Source organism: Bradyrhizobium pachyrhizi, assembly GCF_001189245.1.
In the GTDB taxonomy this organism is placed as follows: Bacteria; Pseudomonadota; Alphaproteobacteria; order Rhizobiales; family Xanthobacteraceae; genus Bradyrhizobium; species Bradyrhizobium pachyrhizi.
In genome coordinates this window covers 57,008-73,416 of the sequence record NZ_LFIQ01000077.1, presented here as the reverse complement: position 1 = coordinate 73,416, position 16,409 = coordinate 57,008, and the positions used below count along the sequence as shown (strand labels likewise).

Here is a 16,409-nt window from a genome sequence, read left to right as displayed (position 1 = left end):
TGACCAAGTCAACGATAGATGGATGACAATGTCAACGATATCGTTGAGCTTGGCAGCGCGCGGCTTTGTTGGCAGAGGTTGGTGATGACCGAGAAGCTCAGGACTGAGAGGGCCTTGCCGCCGGAGGCCGTTGTCGATTCCGAACTAGCACCGATCACCGCGATGATGTCGTCGCGGCTGATGGTGCTGGCGAACCTGCTCAGGCGCGGCGCGATGCTGCGCTACAAGCGCCTGACCGGCCTGTCCTCGGTCGAGTTCGGTCTGGTCGCCTCGCTCGGCCGGCGGCCGCCGATGAGCGTGGTGCGGCTCGCCGAGGCCGTCGGCATGGACAAGGGGCAGATCAGCCGGGCGCTCGCCGAGCTCGTGGCGCGCAAGCTGGTGGCGAAGGCGGCCAATCCGCGCGACAACCGGGAGACCTTGGTCTCTCTCACCAAGGCCGGCCTGGCTGCCCATGACGCCATCGTGGCCGGCGCCCAGGAGCGAAACCGGCGCCTGCTGGAACAGCTTGCGCCAGGGGATCTCGAGCTGCTGCTCGGACACATCGATCGGCTCACCCTGACGGCCGCCGAGATGCTCGCTGCCGAACGGGGGCTGGGCTGATATGGGGAGAGCGCAGGGCACAGGATGGCCGCCGCGGCGCTATCAATGGAGGCAAGCGCATCCGCCTGATGAGGCCAAGAGCCCACGGGAAGGACGGTAAAAGCGTCAAAATAGCTTGTCTTGCGCCCTCTGTTGCGCTGCGCTAAAGCCTCAAGAACAATTCCAATCAACGAATCTGCGGCACGTCCGAAACCGCAGCAAGAAGGCCTCGCCGATGACCGGCATCCTGCAGAATTATCTCCCACTTGTGGTCTTTATCGGAGTTGCGAGCCTGATCGGTCTGGCGCTCCTGATCGCGCCGTTCCTGGTCGCGTTCCAATCGCCGGACCCGGAAAAGCTGTCCGCCTATGAATGCGGATTCAACGCTTTTGACGACGCCCGCATGAAGTTCGACGTCCGGTTCTATTTGGTGGCGATCCTTTTCATCATCTTCGACCTCGAAGTGGCGTTCCTGTTCCCCTGGGCCGTGGCGTTCGGAAAGCTCGGCGCCACCGGGTTCTGGTCGATGATGGTGTTCCTGGCCGTGCTGACGGTCGGCTTTGCGTATGAATGGAAGAAAGGCGCGCTCGAATGGGATTGAGCCCCACCGCCGCAACCTCGCAGCCGGCGATCGCCAAATCTGAGATCGCTATGGCTCCGAAGGGTATTCTTGATCCGTCGACCGGCAAGCCGGTCGGCGCCAACGATCCGTTTTTCCTCGAGGTCAATCACGAGCTGTCCGACAAGGGCTTCTTCGTCGCCGCGGCCGATGACCTCATCACCTGGGCGCGCACCGGCTCCCTGATGTGGATGACCTTCGGTCTCGCCTGCTGTGCGGTCGAGATGATGCAGGTCTCGATGCCGCGCTATGACGTCGAACGCTTCGGCTTCGCACCGCGCGCCTCGCCGCGGCAGTCCGACGTGATGATCGTCGCGGGCACCCTGACCAACAAGATGGCGCCCGCGCTGCGCAAGGTCTACGACCAGATGCCGGAGCCGCGCTACGTCATCTCGATGGGCTCCTGCGCCAATGGCGGCGGCTACTACCACTACTCCTATTCGGTGGTGCGTGGCTGCGATCGCATCGTGCCGATCGACATCTACGTGCCGGGCTGCCCGCCTACGGCGGAAGCGCTGCTCTACGGCGTGCTGCTGCTGCAGAAGAAGATCCGCCGTATCGGCACTATCGAACGCTAAGGTTTCAGGTATGGACGACGGCAAGCTCGACGCCCTTGGGCAGACGATCGTGAGCGCGCTTCCGGGCGCGGCCACGGCGCACTCGGTCGCGTTCAATCAGCTCACTATCGACGTCGAGATTGGCAGAATCGTGGAGGTCGCCCGTTTTCTGCGTGACGATCCCGGCTGCCGCTTCGTCAACGTCACCGACGTGACCGCGGTCGACTATCCGAGCCGCGAGAAGCGTTTCGACGTCGTCTACCATCTGCTGTCGCCGACGCTGAACGCGCGCATCCGTTTGCGCGGCCAGGCCGACGAGACCACGCAGGTGCCATCGATCATCGGCGTCTTCCCGGGCGCCGACTGGTTCGAGCGCGAGACCTACGACCTCTATGGCGTGATCTTCACCGGCCATCCCGACATGCGCCGCCTGCTGACGGACTACGGCTTCGACGGCCATCCGCTGCGCAAGGACTTCCCGCTCACCGGCTTCGTCGAGGTCCGCTACGACGACCAGGAGAAGCGGGTGCTGTACGAGCCGGTCCGGCTCAACCAGGAATTCCGCAAGTTCGATTTCCTTTCGCCCTGGGAAGGCGCGGACTATCCGCTGCCCGGCGATGAGAAGGCCAAGGCGGAGCCGAAGCCATGAATGAACAGCCGCAAAACCTTCGTAACTTTACGATCAACTTTGGGCCGCAGCATCCGGCGGCGCACGGCGTGCTTCGTCTTGTGCTGGAGCTCGACGGCGAAGTCGTCGAACGCGTCGATCCGCATATCGGCCTGCTTCACCGCGGCACCGAGAAGCTGATCGAGCACAAGACCTATCTGCAGGCGATTCCCTATTTCGACCGGCTCGACTATGTCGCGCCGATGAACCAGGAGCATGCGTTCTGCCTCGCGGCGGAAAAGCTGCTCGGCATCACGGTGCCGCGGCGCGGCCAGTTGATCCGCGTGCTGTACTGCGAGATCGGCCGCATCCTGTCGCATCTGCTCAACGTCACCACCCAGGCGATGGACGTCGGCGCGCTGACCCCGCCGCTGTGGGGCTTTGAAGAGCGCGAAAAGCTGATGGTGTTCTACGAGCGCGCCTCGGGCTCGCGCATGCACGCGGCGTTCTTCCGCGTCGGCGGCGTGCACCAGGACTTGCCGCCGAAGCTGATCGACGACATCGAGGCGTGGTGTGATCCATTCCTCAAGGTCGTCGACGACCTCGATCGGCTGCTCACCGGCAACCGCATCTTCAAGCAGCGCAACGTCGACATCGGCGTGGTGCCGCTGAAAGAAGCCTGGGAATGGGGCTTCTCCGGCGTGATGGTGCGCGGCTCCGGTGCGGCCTGGGACCTGCGCAAGTCGCAGCCCTACGAGTGCTACGCCGAGATGGATTTCGACATTCCGATCGGCAAGAACGGCGACTGCTACGACCGCTACCTGATCCGCATGGAAGAGATGCGCCAGTCGGTGCGCATCATGAAGCAGTGCATCCAGAAGCTCAAAGCCCCCGACGGACAGGGCCCGGTCGTGGTCGAGGACAACAAGATCGCGCCGCCGCGCCGAGGTGAGATGAAGCGCTCGATGGAAGCGCTGATCCATCACTTCAAGCTCTACACCGAAGGCGTGCACGTGCCGGCCGGCGAAGTCTATGCCGCGGTCGAGGCGCCGAAGGGCGAGTTCGGCGTCTACCTCGTCGCCGACGGCACCAACAAGCCTTACAAGTGCAAGATCCGCGCGCCGGGCTTCGCCCATCTGCAGGCGATGGATCACATCTGCAGGGGCCATTTGCTGGCCGACGTTTCCGCCATCCTGGGCTCGCTGGACATCGTGTTCGGCGAAGTCGACCGGTGACGATGTCCGCATCCGAACCGCGCGCAATGAGAGTTTGATCGATGTCCGTCCGCCGCCTTGCCCCGAAGGAATTGCAGCCCGCGAGCTTCACGTTCACGGACGAGAATCTCGCCTGGGCCAAGAAGCAGATCGAGAAGTATCCGCCGGGACGGCAGGCCTCGGCCGCGATCGCGATCCTGTGGCGCGTGCAGGAGCAGCACGACGGCTGGGTCTCGGAAGCGGCGATCCGCGCCGTCGCCGACCTGCTCGAGATGCCGCATATCCGCATGCTGGAGATCGCGACCTTCTACACCATGTTCCAGCTCTCGCCGGTCGGCAAGAAGGCCCATGTGCAGGTGTGCGGCACCACGCCGTGCCGGCTGCGCGGCGCCGCCGACCTGATCGAGGTGTGTCAACATCGCATCCATCACGATCCCTTCCAGCTGTCGAAGGACGGCAACTTCTCCTGGGAAGAGGTCGAGTGCCTGGGGGCCTGCGTGAACGCGCCGATGGTGCTGATCTGGAAGGACACCTATGAGGACCTGACCAAGGAAAGCTTCGGCAAGGTGCTCGACGGCTTTGCCGCCGGCAATCCGCCGAAGCCGGGTCCGCAGATCGACCGTCAGTTCTCGGCGCCCGCGGGCGGGCCGACGACGCTGAAGGAAACCACCTGATGCGAAGCTTTCAGGTGCTGGCAAACGGGCAGGAAAACAAGGCAGGAAGGGGCGCTGCGATGAAGGCCTGGCGCACGATCGCGCTGCACACCGCTGTCGCGGCCGGCTTCATGTTCCTGCTGCAGCGCTACGGCCTGAGCGCCACGCTGGAATCCAGCCTGTTGTGGGCCATCGTGTTCGGCGGCTGCGCTGCCGGGCTCGCTTATTCGCAAGCCAATCGGTGATGTTCGGAAAGTTTTGAGCATGCTCGACGACAAGGACCGCATCTTCAAGAACCTCTACGGCCTGCATGATTGGGGCCTCGAGGGCGCGCGCCGCAGAGGCGCCTGGGATGGCACCAAGGGGATCATCGACAAGGGTCGCGACTGGATCATCAACGAGATGAAGGCGTCGGGCCTGCGCGGCCGCGGCGGCGCCGGCTTCCCGACCGGCATGAAGTGGTCCTTCATGCCGAAGGAATCCAAGGACGGCCGTCCGAGCTACCTCGTCGTCAACGCCGACGAGTCGGAGCCCGGCACCTGCAAGGACCGCGAGATCATGCGGCACGATCCGCATCTCTTGGTCGAAGGCTGCCTGCTCGCGAGCTTCGCGATGGGCGCGCATGCCTGCTACGTCTATATCCGCGGCGAGTTCATCCGCGAGCGCGAGCGGCTGCAGGCGGCGATCGACCAAGCCTATGAGGCCAAGCTGGTCGGCAAGGACAATATCAACGGCTGGCCGTTCGACATCTATGTCGCGCACGGCGCCGGCGCCTATATCTGCGGCGAGGAGACCGCGCTGCTCGAGAGCCTCGAGGGCAAGAAGGGCCAGCCGCGGCTGAAGCCGCCGTTCCCGGCCAATGTCGGCCTCTATGGCTGCCCGACCACCGTCAACAACGTCGAGTCGATCGCGGTCGCGCCGGACATCCTGCGCCGCGGCGCCGCCTGGTTCGCCGGCATCGGCCGGCCGAACAATGTCGGCACCAAGCTGTTCTGCATCTCCGGCCACGTCGAGCGGCCCTGCAACGTCGAAGAGGCGATGGGGATTCCGTTCCGCGAGCTGATCGAGAAGCATTGCGGCGGCATCCGCGGCGGCTGGGGCAATCTGAAGGCCGTGATCCCCGGCGGTTCGTCGGTGCGCATGGTGCCGGCCGAGCAGATCATCGACACGCCGATGGATTTCGACTCGTTGAGCAAGCTGCGCTCGGGCCTCGGCACCGCGGCGGTGATCGTGATGGACAAGTCGACCGACCTGATCCGGGCGATCGCGCGCATCTCCTATTTCTACAAGCATGAGAGCTGCGGCCAGTGCACGCCGTGCCGCGAGGGCACGGGGTGGATGTGGCGCGTCTTGACCCGCATGGCCGAGGGCCGCGCCCACAAGCGAGAGATCGACATGCTGCTCGAGGTCACCAGGCAGGTCGAGGGTCACACCATCTGCGCGCTCGGCGACGCCGCCGCCTGGCCGATCCAGGGCCTGATCGCGCATTTCCGTCACGAGATCGAAGAGCGCATCGACCAGTATTCGCACAAGGCCGATCTCGACGATCAGGGCGTTCGCGATCCCATGCACATGGTAGCCGCGGAGTAATGTTGGCGATGACGCAACAGGCCGCATGGTGGCAGAAGTACGGGACGCTTGCGCAGATGGCGCAGGCGACCGTGGCGCTGCTCGGCTTTGTTGCAATCCTGCTGCAGATCAACGAAATCCGCACCTCGAACCGCGCCTCCAGCGCGCGTTCGGCGTTTCTCGGCTACACCGATCTCGCATTCCAGAATCCGAAATTCGCTCAGCCCGATTACGACGCCATCAAGGCCGCCGGCCGCGAAGAGCGGTCCCAATATGAGAGTTTTGTCTCGTACTTCCTCTATGCCTGCGAGGAGACCTTTGCCGCATTCGCGGACAAGCGCGAATGGCAGGCATCGTGTGACTACGACCTGAAACCGCATCTGCCGTTCCTCTGCGAGAAGAACCAGGCGCAGCCTGCCTATCTCGCGACCTACGGCGCCGACACCCAGCAATGGGTGAAGACTTCGTTGAAAACCGCGAGCGTCGCACCGCCCGACTGCAAGCTCGGAAAGACTTGAGACAGACATGAGCAAGATCATCGTCGATGGCAAAGAGATCGATGTGCCGCCGGAGTACACGCTGCTGCAGGCATGCGAGGCGGCCGGCGCAGAGATTCCGCGCTTCTGCTATCACGAGCGGCTGTCGATCGCCGGCAATTGCCGGATGTGCCTGGTCGAGGTGAAGGGCGGCCCGAAGCCGGTCGCCAGCTGCGCCTGGGCCGTGCGCGACTGCCGTCCGGGCCCGAAGGGCGAGCCGCCGGAGATTTCGACCCGTTCGCCGATGGTGAAGAAGGCGCGCGAAGGCGTGATGGAGTTTCTGCTGATCAACCATCCGCTGGACTGCCCGATCTGCGACCAGGGCGGCGAGTGCGATCTGCAGGACCAGGCGATGGGCTACGGCGTCGACACCAGCCGTTTCGCCGAGAACAAACGCGCGGTCGAGGACAAGTATCTCGGCGCGCTGGTCAAGACCTCGATGAATCGCTGCATTCAGTGCACGCGCTGTGTCCGCTTCTCCGCCGAAGTCTGCGGCGCGCCGGAAATGGGCGCGACAGGTCGCGGCGAGGACATGGAGATCACCACCTATCTTGAGCAGGCGCTGAGCTCGGAGTTGCAGGGCAACCTCGTCGACATCTGCCCGGTCGGCGCGCTGACCTCGAAGCCTTACGCGTTCGCGGCGCGGCCCTGGGAGCTCGGCAAGACGCAGTCGGTCGACGTCATGGACGGCGTCGGCTCGGCGATCCGTGTCGACACCCGCGGCCGCGAGGTGATGCGCATCCTGCCGCGCATCAACGAGGCGGTGAACGAGGAGTGGATCTCCGACAAGACCCGCCACATCGTCGACGGCCTGCGCACTCAGCGCCTCGACCGGCCCTATGTGCGCGAGAACGGCCAGCTCCGGCCGGCGACCTGGCAGGAAGCCTTCGCCGCCATTGCCGCCAAGGCCGGCCGTAGCGACGGCAAGCGGATCGGCGCGATCGTCGGCGATCTCGCCGCGGTCGACGAAATGTATGCGCTGAAGGAGCTGCTCGCGAAGTTCGGCTCGGTCAATCTCGCCGTGCAGGGCGGCGATGCGTTCGACGCCAAGGCCGGCCGCGGTTCCTACATCTTCAATCCGACCATCGCCGGTATCGACCAGGCCGACGCGATCCTGATCATCGGCTCGCATCCGCGCAAGGAAGCCGCCGTGCTGAACGCGCGGATCCGCAAGCGCTGGCGTACCGGCGGGCTCAAGGTCGGCATGATTGGCGCCAAGGCCGATTTCACCTATGACCACGACTATCTCGGCGCGGGCACCGACACGCTGGCCGATCTCGTGGCGGGCAAGCACTCCTTTGCCGACGTCTTGAAGAAGGCGCAGCACCCGATCATCCTGGTCGGCGCCGGCGCCTACACCAGGCATGACGGGGCGGCCGTGCTGGCGCAGGCCGCCAAGCTCGCTGTCAACGTCGGCGCGCTGAAGGACGGCTGGAACGGCTTTGCCGTGTTGCAGGATACTGCCTCGCGCGCCGGCGCGCTCGATATCGGCTTCTCGCCGGCGGCCGGTGGCCTGACCGCGGCGCAGATGACGACCTTCGGCACGCTCGACGTGCTGTTCCTGCTCGGCGCCGACGAGATCAAGGCGCCGGACGGTACCTTCGTGGTCTATATCGGCACCCATGGCGACCAGGGCGCGCATCGTGCCGACGTCATCCTGCCGGGCGCGGCCTATACCGAGAAGTCCGGCATCTACGTCAACACCGAAGGCCGGGCGCAGATCGCCAACCGCGCCGCGTTCCCGCCGGGCGAGGCCCGCGAGGACTGGGCGATCATCCGCGCGCTGTCCGACGTGCTCGGCAAGAAGCTGCCGTTCGACTCGCTGCAGGCGCTGCGGCAGGCGATGTTCAAGGCCTACCCGCATCTGATGCGGCTCGACCAGATCGAGGCCGGCAAGCCTGACGACGTCAAGGCGCTGGCAGGCAAGGGCGGCAGCGTCGACAAGGCGGCATTCAAGCCGACCATCGAGGATTTCTATCTGACCAACCCGATCGCGCGGGCCTCTGCCGTGATGGCGGAATGCTCGCGGCTGGCGTCGGGCCGAATGCTGACGGCAGCGGAGTGAGCGTGACCTGATGGCTGAATTCTTCGCAAGCTCGTTCTGGACCGACTTCCTCTGGCCGCTGATCATCATGGTCGCGGAGAGCTTGTTGCTGCTGGTCGTGCTCCTGATCGCGATCGCCTACATCCTGCTCGCCGACCGCAAGATCTGGGCGGCGGTGCAGATTCGCCGCGGCCCCAACGTGGTCGGCCCGTTCGGATTGCTGCAATCCTTCGCCGACCTCCTGAAATTCGTGCTGAAGGAGCCGGTGATTCCGTCCGGCTCCAACAAGGGCGTGTTCCTGCTGGCGCCGCTGGTGTCGTGCATCCTGGCGCTGGCCGCCTGGGCCGTGATCCCGTTCGATCTCGGCTGGGTGATCTCCGACATCAATGTCGGCGTTCTCTACATCTTCGCGATCTCGTCGCTGTCGATCTACGGCATCATCATGGCCGGCTGGTCGTCGAACTCGAAGTATCCGTTCCTGGCCGCGCTGCGCTCGGCGGCGCAGATGGTGTCTTACGAGGTTTCGATCGGCTTCGTCATCATCACCGTGCTGCTCTGCGTCGGCTCGCTGAACCTGTCGGCGGTGGTCGAGGCGCAGAACACCCGCGGGCTTGCGCACCTGATCGGGTTGCCGCAGCTCACCATCCTGAACTGGTATGTGTGGCCGCTGTTCCCGATGTTCGTCGTATTCTACGTCTCGGCGCTGGCGGAAACCAACCGTCCGCCATTCGACCTGGTCGAAGCCGAATCCGAACTGGTCGCCGGCTTCATGACCGAATACGGCTCGACCCCGTACCTCCTGTTCATGCTCGGCGAGTATGTCGCGATCACCACGATGTGCGCGCTGGCGTCGATCCTGTTCCTGGGCGGCTGGCTGCCGCCGGTCAACCTGCCGCCGTTCACCTGGATTCCGGGCATCGTCTGGTTCGCGCTGAAGGTGTTCTTCATGTTCTTCATGTTCGCGATGGCGAAGGCGATCGTGCCACGCTACCGCTACGATCAACTGATGCGGCTCGGCTGGAAGGTGTTCCTGCCGCTGTCGCTGGCGATGGTGGTGATCGTGGCCGGCGTGCTGCAGTTCGCCGGCATCGCGCCGAAGTGAGGCCGTCATGAGTGTCAATGTCAACGCAACAGCCCGCTCGCTTCTGCTGTCGGAATTCGTCTCGGCGTTCTTCCTCGCGATGCGCTATTTCTTCCAGCCGAAGCCGACGCTGAACTACCCCTTCGAGAAGGGCCCGATCTCGCCGCGCTTCCGCGGCGAGCACGCGCTGCGCCGCTATCCGAACGGCGAGGAACGCTGCATCGCCTGCAAACTGTGCGAGGCGATTTGCCCGGCGCAGGCGATCACGATCGAGGCCGGCCCGCGCCGCAACGACGGCACCCGCCGCACGGTGCGTTACGACATCGACATGGTGAAGTGCATCTATTGCGGCCTGTGCCAGGAGGCATGCCCGGTCGACGCCATCGTCGAGGGCCCGAATTTCGAATTCGCGACCGAGACCCGCGAGGAACTGTACTATGACAAGGCCAAGCTGCTCGCCAATGGCGACCGCTGGGAGCGTGAGATCGCGAAGTCGATCGCGCTCGACGCGCCGTACCGGTGAGGTGAGGGCATGATCCTTCCGGCGCTGTTCTTCTACCTGTTTGCTGCGGCCTGCGTGGCCTCGGCGGTGATGGTGATTGTCTCGCGCAATCCTGTGCACTCCGTGCTGTTCCTGATCCTGGCCTTCGTCAACGCGGCCGGGCTGTTCATCCTGATGGGCGCCGAGTTCCTCGGGATGATGCTGATCGTGGTCTATGTCGGCGCCGTCGCGGTGCTGTTCCTATTCGTGATCATGATGCTCGACGTCGACTTCGTCGAGCTGCGCGAGGGCTTCATCCAGTATCTGCCGATCGGCATCGTGATCGGCGGCATCTTCATGTTCGAGTTGCTGCTCGTCGTCGGCGCCTGGGTGATCAACCCGGCCGTGACCAAGACGATCACCGCGGCGATCCCGACCAATGTCAGCAACACCGAGGCGCTCGGCCTGGTGCTCTATACGAAGTACATCCATTACTTCCAGCTCGCCGGCATGGTGCTGCTGGTCGCGATGATCGGCGCCATCGTGCTGACGCTGCGCCACAAGGCCAAGGTCAAGCGGCAGAACATCAACGTGCAGAACGCGCGCACGCCCGAGATGGCGATGGCGATGCGCAAGGTGGCGTCAGGGCAGGGCCTGCAGGATGCCGACGCGGCGGAGTGGGTGAAATGACGATCGGGCTCGGACACTATCTCGCGGTCGCCGCGATCCTGTTCACGCTCGGGATCCTCGGCATCTTCCTCAACCGCAAGAACATCATCGTCATCCTGATGTCGATCGAGCTGATCCTGCTGTCGGTCAACATCAACCTGGTGGCGTTCTCGACCTTCCTCGGCGACATCGTCGGCCAGGTGTTCGCGCTCTTGGTGCTGACGGTGGCCGCCGCCGAGGCTGCGATCGGTCTCGCCGTGCTGGTGGTGTATTTCCGCAACCGCGGTTCGATCGCGGTTGAAGACGTCAATCTGATGAAGGGCTAGGCGCAGTTATGGTTCAGGCAATCGTATTCCTGCCTCTGCTGGGCGCCATCCTCGCAGGCATTATCTCGCTGGTCGGTGCCCATGCGCGCTGCCCGAGCGGCGATACCGTCGGCCATCACGACGATGCGCATGGGGATGCCCATGCCTCCGCGGCCCATGACGATCACGGCCATGATGACCATGGCCATGACGACCACCACGTCTCCGAGCCGCCGGCGGCGGGCTCCCGCCTTGCCGAGCTGATCACCACGGGCCTCTTGTTCGTCTCGGCCGCGCTGTCCTGGTTCACGCTGGTCGATGTCGGCTTCATGCACCACGACGCGCGCGTCGTGCTGCTGCCCTGGATCACCTCGGGCGACCTGCAGGTGGCCTGGACGCTCCGCGTCGACACCCTGACCGCGGTTATGCTGGTCGTGGTCAACACGGTGTCCGCGCTCGTCCACCTCTACTCCATCGGCTACATGGACGAGGACCCGAACCGGCCGCGCTTCTTCGGCTATCTCAGCCTGTTCACCTTCGCGATGCTGATGCTGGTGACGTCCGACAACCTGGTGCAGCTGTTCTTCGGCTGGGAGGGCGTCGGCCTCGCGAGCTACTTGCTGATCGGCTTCTGGTACCAGAAGCCGTCGGCCAATGCCGCGGCGATCAAGGCCTTCGTGGTCAACCGCGTCGGCGACTTCGGCTTCGCGCTCGGCATCTTCGCGATCTACGCGCTGGTCGGCTCGACCGATTTCGAGACCATCTTCCACGCCGCGCCGGGGCTGACCGGCAAGACCATCAACTTCTTCGGCTGGCAGGCCGACGCGCTGACCTTGACCTGCCTATTGCTGTTCATGGGCGCGATGGGCAAGTCGGCCCAGTTCCTGCTGCACACCTGGTTGCCGGACGCGATGGAAGGCCCGACCCCGGTGTCGGCGCTGATCCATGCCGCGACCATGGTTACCGCCGGCGTGTTCATGGTGGCGCGGTTGTCGCCGCTGTTCGAGTTGTCACCGACCGCGCAGGCGGTGGTGATGTTCTTCGGCGCGACCACGGCGTTCTTCGCCGCCACGATCGGCCTCGTGCAGAACGACATCAAGCGCATCGTCGCGTATTCGACCTGTTCGCAGCTCGGCTACATGTTCGTGGCGATGGGAGCGGGGGCCTATTCGGTCGGCATGTTCCACCTGTTCACGCACGCCTTCTTCAAGGCGCTGCTGTTCCTGGGCTCCGGCTCGGTGATCTACGCGATGCATCACGAGCAGGACATCCGCAACATGGGCGGGCTGTGGCGCAAGATCCCGTACACTTTCGCGGTGATGTGCATCGGCACCCTGGCGCTGACCGGCTTCCCGCTGTTCGCCGGCTACTTCTCCAAGGACGCGATCATCGAGGCGGCCTATGCGGCGCATAATCCGTTCGCGACCTACGCCTATCTCTTGACCATCGCGGCCGCCGGCCTGACCTCGTTCTACTCCTGGCGTCTGATCTTCAAGACGTTCTTCGGCGAGCCGCACGACCAGAAGCACTACGAGGCGGCGCATGAGAGCCCGGTCTGGATGCTGGTGCCGATCGGCGTCCTCGCCGCGGGCTCGATCCTCGCCGGCCTGCCGTTCAAGGAGCTGTTCGTCAACCCGCACGGCGTGGAAGAGTTCTTCCGCGAATCCGTGAAGATGAACCCGCACATCCTCGAGGACATGGAGCACATGCCGGGCTGGCTTGCGCCGCTGCCCACCGTGATGATGGCGCTCGGCCTGTTCATCTCGTATCTGTTCTACATCCGCAGGCCGTATCTGCCGGTCGAGCTCGCGCAGCAGCAGCCGATGCTGTACCAGTTCCTGCTCAACAAATGGTACTTCGACGAGCTGTACGACTGGATCTTCGTGCGCCCGGCGAAGTGGCTCGGCTACACGTTGTGGAAGAAGGGCGACGGCTTCATCATCGACGGCTTTGGTCCCGATGGCGTCTCCGCCCGCGTGCTCGACGTCACCCGCAACGTCGTGAAATTGCAGACCGGCTACCTCTATCACTACGCATTCGCGATGCTGATCGGGGCCGCCGGATTGATCACCTGGTTCATGTTCGGCTTGGGAGGCCAGTAAATGACAACCTGGCCCATCCTTTCGGTCACGACCTTCCTGCCGGCGGTCGGCGCGATCCTGGTCTATCTGCTGGCGCGGGGCGGTGACGAGACCGCGAGCCGCACGGCGCGCTGGATCGCGCTGTGGACCACGCTGATCACCTTCGCGATCTCGCTGATCCTGGTGGCGCGCTTCGATCCGGCCTCGACCGACTTCCAGTTCGTCGAGAAGGCGTCCTGGCTCGCCACCGGCATCAGCTATCACATGGGCGTCGACGGCATCTCGCTGCCGCTGATCATCCTGACCACCGCGATCATGCCGCTCTGCATCATCGCGAGCTGGAAGTCGGTGACGCAGCGCGTCGGCGAATACATGATGGCGTTCCTGATCCTGGAAACGCTGATGGTCGGCACCTTCTCGGCGCTCGATCTCGTGCTGTTCTATTTGTTCTTCGAAGGCGGCCTGATCCCGATGTTCCTGATCATCGGCGTCTGGGGCGGCCCGCGCCGGGTCTACGCGTCGTTCAAGTTCTTCCTCTACACCTTCCTCGGCTCGGTTCTGATGCTGCTCGCCATCATGGCGCTGTACTGGAACGCCGGCACGACCGACATCCCGACCCTGATGCATACCGCGGTGCCGCGGTCGATGCAGACCTGGGCGTGGCTGGCCTTCTTCGCCTCGTTCGCGGTGAAGATGCCGATGTGGCCGGTGCACACCTGGCTGCCCGACGCGCACGTCGAGGCGCCGACGGCGGGCTCGGTGATCCTGGCCGCGATCCTGCTGAAGATGGGCGGCTACGGCTTCCTGCGTTTCTCGCTGCCGATGTTCCCGCTGGCCTCGCACGACTTCGCGCCGTTCGTGTTCACGCTGTCCGTCATCGCCATCATCTACACCTCGCTGGTGGCGATGATGCAGGAGGACATGAAGAAGCTGATCGCATATTCGTCCGTCGCGCATATGGGCTTCGTTACCATGGGCATCTTCGCGGTGACCACGCAGGGCGTCGCCGGCGGCATGTTCCAGATGGTCTCGCACGGCATCGTCTCCGGCGCGCTGTTCCTCTGCGTCGGCGTCGTCTACGACCGCATGCACACCCGCGAGATCGCGGCCTATGGCGGTCTCGTCAACCGGATGCCGCTCTACGCGCTGACCTTCATGGTCTTCACCATGGCCAATGTCGGTCTGCCGGGCACGAGCGGATTCGTCGGCGAGTTCATGACGCTGCTCGGAACCTTCAAGATCTCGCTGCCGACCGCGTTCTTCGCCACCACCGGCGTGATCCTGTCGGCCTGTTACGCGCTTTGGCTCTACCGCAAGGTGGTGTTCGGCGCGCTGGTCAAGCCGTCCCTGATGTCGATCAAGGATCTCACCTTCCGTGAATGCGTGACGCTGTTCCCGCTGATCGCGCTGACCATCCTGTTCGGCGTCTATCCGAAGCCGGTGCTCGACATGTCGGCCGCCTCGGTCCAGCAGCTCGTCAACAATTACCAAACCGCCGTGACTGCCGTGAAGGCAGCCGCGCTGACCGTCCAGTAAGGCCCTCGTCATGAGCTTTTCCAGTGCAGGTTATCAGTTGCAGCCGGTGCTGCCGGAGCTGGTGCTCGCGGTCGGCGCGATGGTGCTGTTGATGATCGGAGCCTATCGCGGGCAGGGGACGACGCGGCTCGTCACGGCGCTCGCGATCTGTCTCCTGGTGCTGACCGGCGTGCTGGAGCTCTGGCTGCCGGCCGGCAAGCTGGTGACCTTCGGCGGCAGCTTCATCGTCGATGATTTCGCCCGCTTCCTGAAGGTCCTCGCACTGATCGCCTCGGCGGCAACCCTGATCCTGTCGACCGAATATCTGTCTCAGCCGTCGAGCCGCAACTTCGAGTTCTCGATCCTGGTGCTGCTGTCGACGCTCGGCATGATGGTGCTGATCTCGGCCGGCGATTTGATCTCGCTCTATCTCGGCCTCGAGCTGATGAGCCTTGCGCTCTACGTCGTCGCCGCCAGCCAGCGCGACAATGCCAAGTCGAGCGAGGCGGGTCTGAAGTATTTCGTGCTGGGCGCGCTGTCGTCGGGCATGCTGCTCTACGGCGCCTCGCTGATCTACGGCTTCACCGGCACCGTCAGCTTCGCCGGTATCGCGGCCGCCGCCACGACCGGCAGCATCGGTATCGTGTTCGGCCTGGTGTTCCTGCTCGCCGGCCTCTGCTTCAAAGTGTCGGCCGTGCCGTTCCACATGTGGACGCCGGACGTCTATGAGGGTGCGCCGACGCCGGTGACGGCGTTCTTCGCTTCCGCCCCGAAGGTCGCGGCGCTCGCGGTGTTCACCCGCGCGACGCTGACCGCGTTCCCGGGCATCGTCACCCAGTGGCAGCAGATCCTGGTATTCGTGGCGATCGCCTCGATGGCGCTGGGCTCGTTCGCGGCGATCGGCCAGACCAACATCAAGCGGCTGATGGCCTATTCCTCGATCGGCCATATGGGCTTTGCGCTGGTCGGCCTCGCCTCCGGCACGGTCGAGGGCGCCCAGGGCGTCCTGATCTACATCGCGATCTATGTCGCGATGACGCTCGGCTCCTTCAGCATCATCCTGGCGATGAAGCGGAACGGCCAGGCGCTGGAACAGATCAGCGATTTCGCCGGCCTCTCCCGCACCAATCCGCTGCTCGCCTTCATCTTCGCGATGCTGCTGTTCTCGCTGGCCGGCGTGCCGCCGCTCGCCGGGTTCTTCGGCAAATGGTACGTGTTCGTCGCCGCGATCAAGGCCAATTTGTTCACGCTCGCCGTGATCGGCGTGCTGACCAGCGTGGTGGGCGCGTTCTATTATCTGTCGATCGTCAAGGTGATGTATTTCGACCAGCCGCTCGGCAAGCTCGACCCGGTCCGCGTCGAGCTGCGCACTGTGCTGGCGGTCGCCGGCATCTTCAACATCTTCTACTTCGCCTATCCGGGCCCGCTGGTGAGCGTGGCCACGGCGGCGGCCAAATCACTATTTTGACGCGTGCGGCTCCGAAATCGGGATGCTGGCTTTCGGAACCAATCATGCGCATAACTCTGACATGACCTTCACGCTCGGGCCCCGGGCCATAGCGGCGGGCTACCGGCTCGCCGCCTTCGATCAGATCGGCTCGACCAATGCCGAGGCGATGCTGCGCGCCCGCGACGGCGAGCAGGGGCCGATGTGGTTCGTGACGCCGGAACAGACCGCGGGCCGCGGGCGGCGGCAGCGGGTCTGGGTCGCGCCGCGCGGCAATCTCGCCAGCACGATCCTCGAGGTGACGGACGTCCAGCCGGCAGTCGCCGCCACCCTGGGCTTTGCCGCCGGGCTGTCGCTCGAAGCCGCGCTGCGGAAGGTCAGCATCGAGGCGGCGCTGCGGCTCGGACCGGACAGCCCGAAGTTCACCCTGAAATGGCCGAACGACGTGCTGG

General features: G+C 64.4%; 18 protein-coding genes. All 18 read left to right on the top strand.

The features are described 5' to 3' along the window. The first annotated feature begins 84 nt into the window (after positions 1-84). On the top strand, positions 85-600 hold the full coding sequence (locus AKL29_RS16450; protein ID WP_050384956.1) for a MarR family winged helix-turn-helix transcriptional regulator: 516 nt from the start codon (positions 85-87) through the stop codon (positions 598-600). 214 nt (positions 601-814) lie between these two features. Next, positions 815-1,180 carry an NADH-quinone oxidoreductase subunit A gene (locus tag AKL29_RS16445; RefSeq protein ID WP_018271860.1) on the top strand — a complete coding sequence of 122 codons (366 nt, stop codon included), beginning with the start codon at positions 815-817 and terminating at the stop codon, positions 1,178-1,180. Between the two features lie 50 nt (positions 1,181-1,230). Beyond that, the gene (locus tag AKL29_RS16440) at positions 1,231-1,776 is read left to right on the top strand and encodes a NuoB/complex I 20 kDa subunit family protein (RefSeq protein WP_018271859.1); all 546 of its coding nucleotides are present in this window, start codon (positions 1,231-1,233) and stop codon (positions 1,774-1,776) included. Positions 1,777-1,786: 10 nt separating this feature from the next. Then, a complete protein-coding gene (locus tag AKL29_RS16435) occupies positions 1,787-2,404 on the top strand; it encodes an NADH-quinone oxidoreductase subunit C (protein WP_050384882.1) in 618 nt (205 codons plus the stop codon). Then, positions 2,401-3,597 carry an NADH-quinone oxidoreductase subunit D gene (locus tag AKL29_RS16430; protein WP_016847751.1) on the top strand — a complete coding sequence of 399 codons (1,197 nt, stop codon included), beginning with the start codon at positions 2,401-2,403 and terminating at the stop codon, positions 3,595-3,597. Before AKL29_RS16435 ends, AKL29_RS16430 begins: the two co-directional genes overlap by 4 nt. A 41-nt stretch (positions 3,598-3,638) precedes the next feature. Further along, positions 3,639-4,250, top strand: coding sequence for an NADH-quinone oxidoreductase subunit NuoE (nuoE, locus tag AKL29_RS16425; protein WP_016847752.1), 612 nt, complete (start codon positions 3,639-3,641; stop codon positions 4,248-4,250). After that, positions 4,250-4,474 carry a hypothetical protein gene (locus AKL29_RS16420; protein WP_050384881.1) on the top strand — a complete coding sequence of 75 codons (225 nt, stop codon included), beginning with the start codon at positions 4,250-4,252 and terminating at the stop codon, positions 4,472-4,474. Before nuoE ends, AKL29_RS16420 begins: the two co-directional genes overlap by 1 nt. Positions 4,475-4,493: 19 nt before the next feature. Then, positions 4,494-5,819 (top strand): NADH-quinone oxidoreductase subunit NuoF, encoded by a 1,326-nt coding sequence (gene nuoF, locus AKL29_RS16415; protein ID WP_050384880.1) that lies wholly within the window; start codon positions 4,494-4,496, stop codon positions 5,817-5,819. Between the two features lie 8 nt (positions 5,820-5,827). Beyond that, a complete protein-coding gene (locus tag AKL29_RS16410; RefSeq protein WP_152977628.1) occupies positions 5,828-6,316 on the top strand; it encodes a hypothetical protein in 489 nt (162 codons plus the stop codon). 7 nt (positions 6,317-6,323) lie between these two features. Next, positions 6,324-8,399 (top strand): NADH-quinone oxidoreductase subunit NuoG, encoded by a 2,076-nt coding sequence (nuoG, locus tag AKL29_RS16405; protein WP_050384878.1) that lies wholly within the window; start codon positions 6,324-6,326, stop codon positions 8,397-8,399. A 10-nt stretch (positions 8,400-8,409) separates the two neighbouring features. Further along, positions 8,410-9,480 (top strand): NADH-quinone oxidoreductase subunit NuoH, encoded by a 1,071-nt coding sequence (gene nuoH / locus AKL29_RS16400; protein ID WP_028333974.1) that lies wholly within the window; start codon positions 8,410-8,412, stop codon positions 9,478-9,480. Positions 9,481-9,487: 7 nt separating this feature from the next. After that, entirely contained in the window at positions 9,488-9,982 is a 495-nt protein-coding gene (nuoI, locus tag AKL29_RS16395) for an NADH-quinone oxidoreductase subunit NuoI (protein WP_018271854.1), read from the top strand. A gap of 9 nt (positions 9,983-9,991) precedes the next feature. Continuing rightward, complete coding sequence (locus AKL29_RS16390; RefSeq protein ID WP_028333975.1) at positions 9,992-10,630, top strand: NADH-quinone oxidoreductase subunit J; 639 nt, start codon at positions 9,992-9,994, stop codon at positions 10,628-10,630. Next, a complete protein-coding gene (gene nuoK / locus AKL29_RS16385) occupies positions 10,627-10,935 on the top strand; it encodes an NADH-quinone oxidoreductase subunit NuoK (protein WP_016841823.1) in 309 nt (102 codons plus the stop codon). The genes AKL29_RS16390 and nuoK overlap by 4 nt, the downstream gene beginning before the upstream one ends. 8 nt (positions 10,936-10,943) lie before the next feature. Continuing rightward, a complete protein-coding gene (gene nuoL, locus AKL29_RS16380) occupies positions 10,944-13,016 on the top strand; it encodes an NADH-quinone oxidoreductase subunit L (protein WP_028333976.1) in 2,073 nt (690 codons plus the stop codon). Beyond that, positions 13,017-14,531 carry an NADH-quinone oxidoreductase subunit M gene (locus AKL29_RS16375; RefSeq protein ID WP_028333977.1) on the top strand — a complete coding sequence of 505 codons (1,515 nt, stop codon included), beginning with the start codon at positions 13,017-13,019 and terminating at the stop codon, positions 14,529-14,531. Positions 14,532-14,541: 10 nt separating this feature from the next. Further along, positions 14,542-15,978 (top strand): NADH-quinone oxidoreductase subunit NuoN, encoded by a 1,437-nt coding sequence (nuoN, locus tag AKL29_RS16370; RefSeq protein WP_026192819.1) that lies wholly within the window; start codon positions 14,542-14,544, stop codon positions 15,976-15,978. A 61-nt stretch (positions 15,979-16,039) separates the two neighbouring features. Continuing rightward, positions 16,040-16,409 (top strand): lipoate--protein ligase family protein (locus AKL29_RS44925; protein WP_488230423.1); only part of this gene is annotated, 370 nt, incomplete at its 3' end.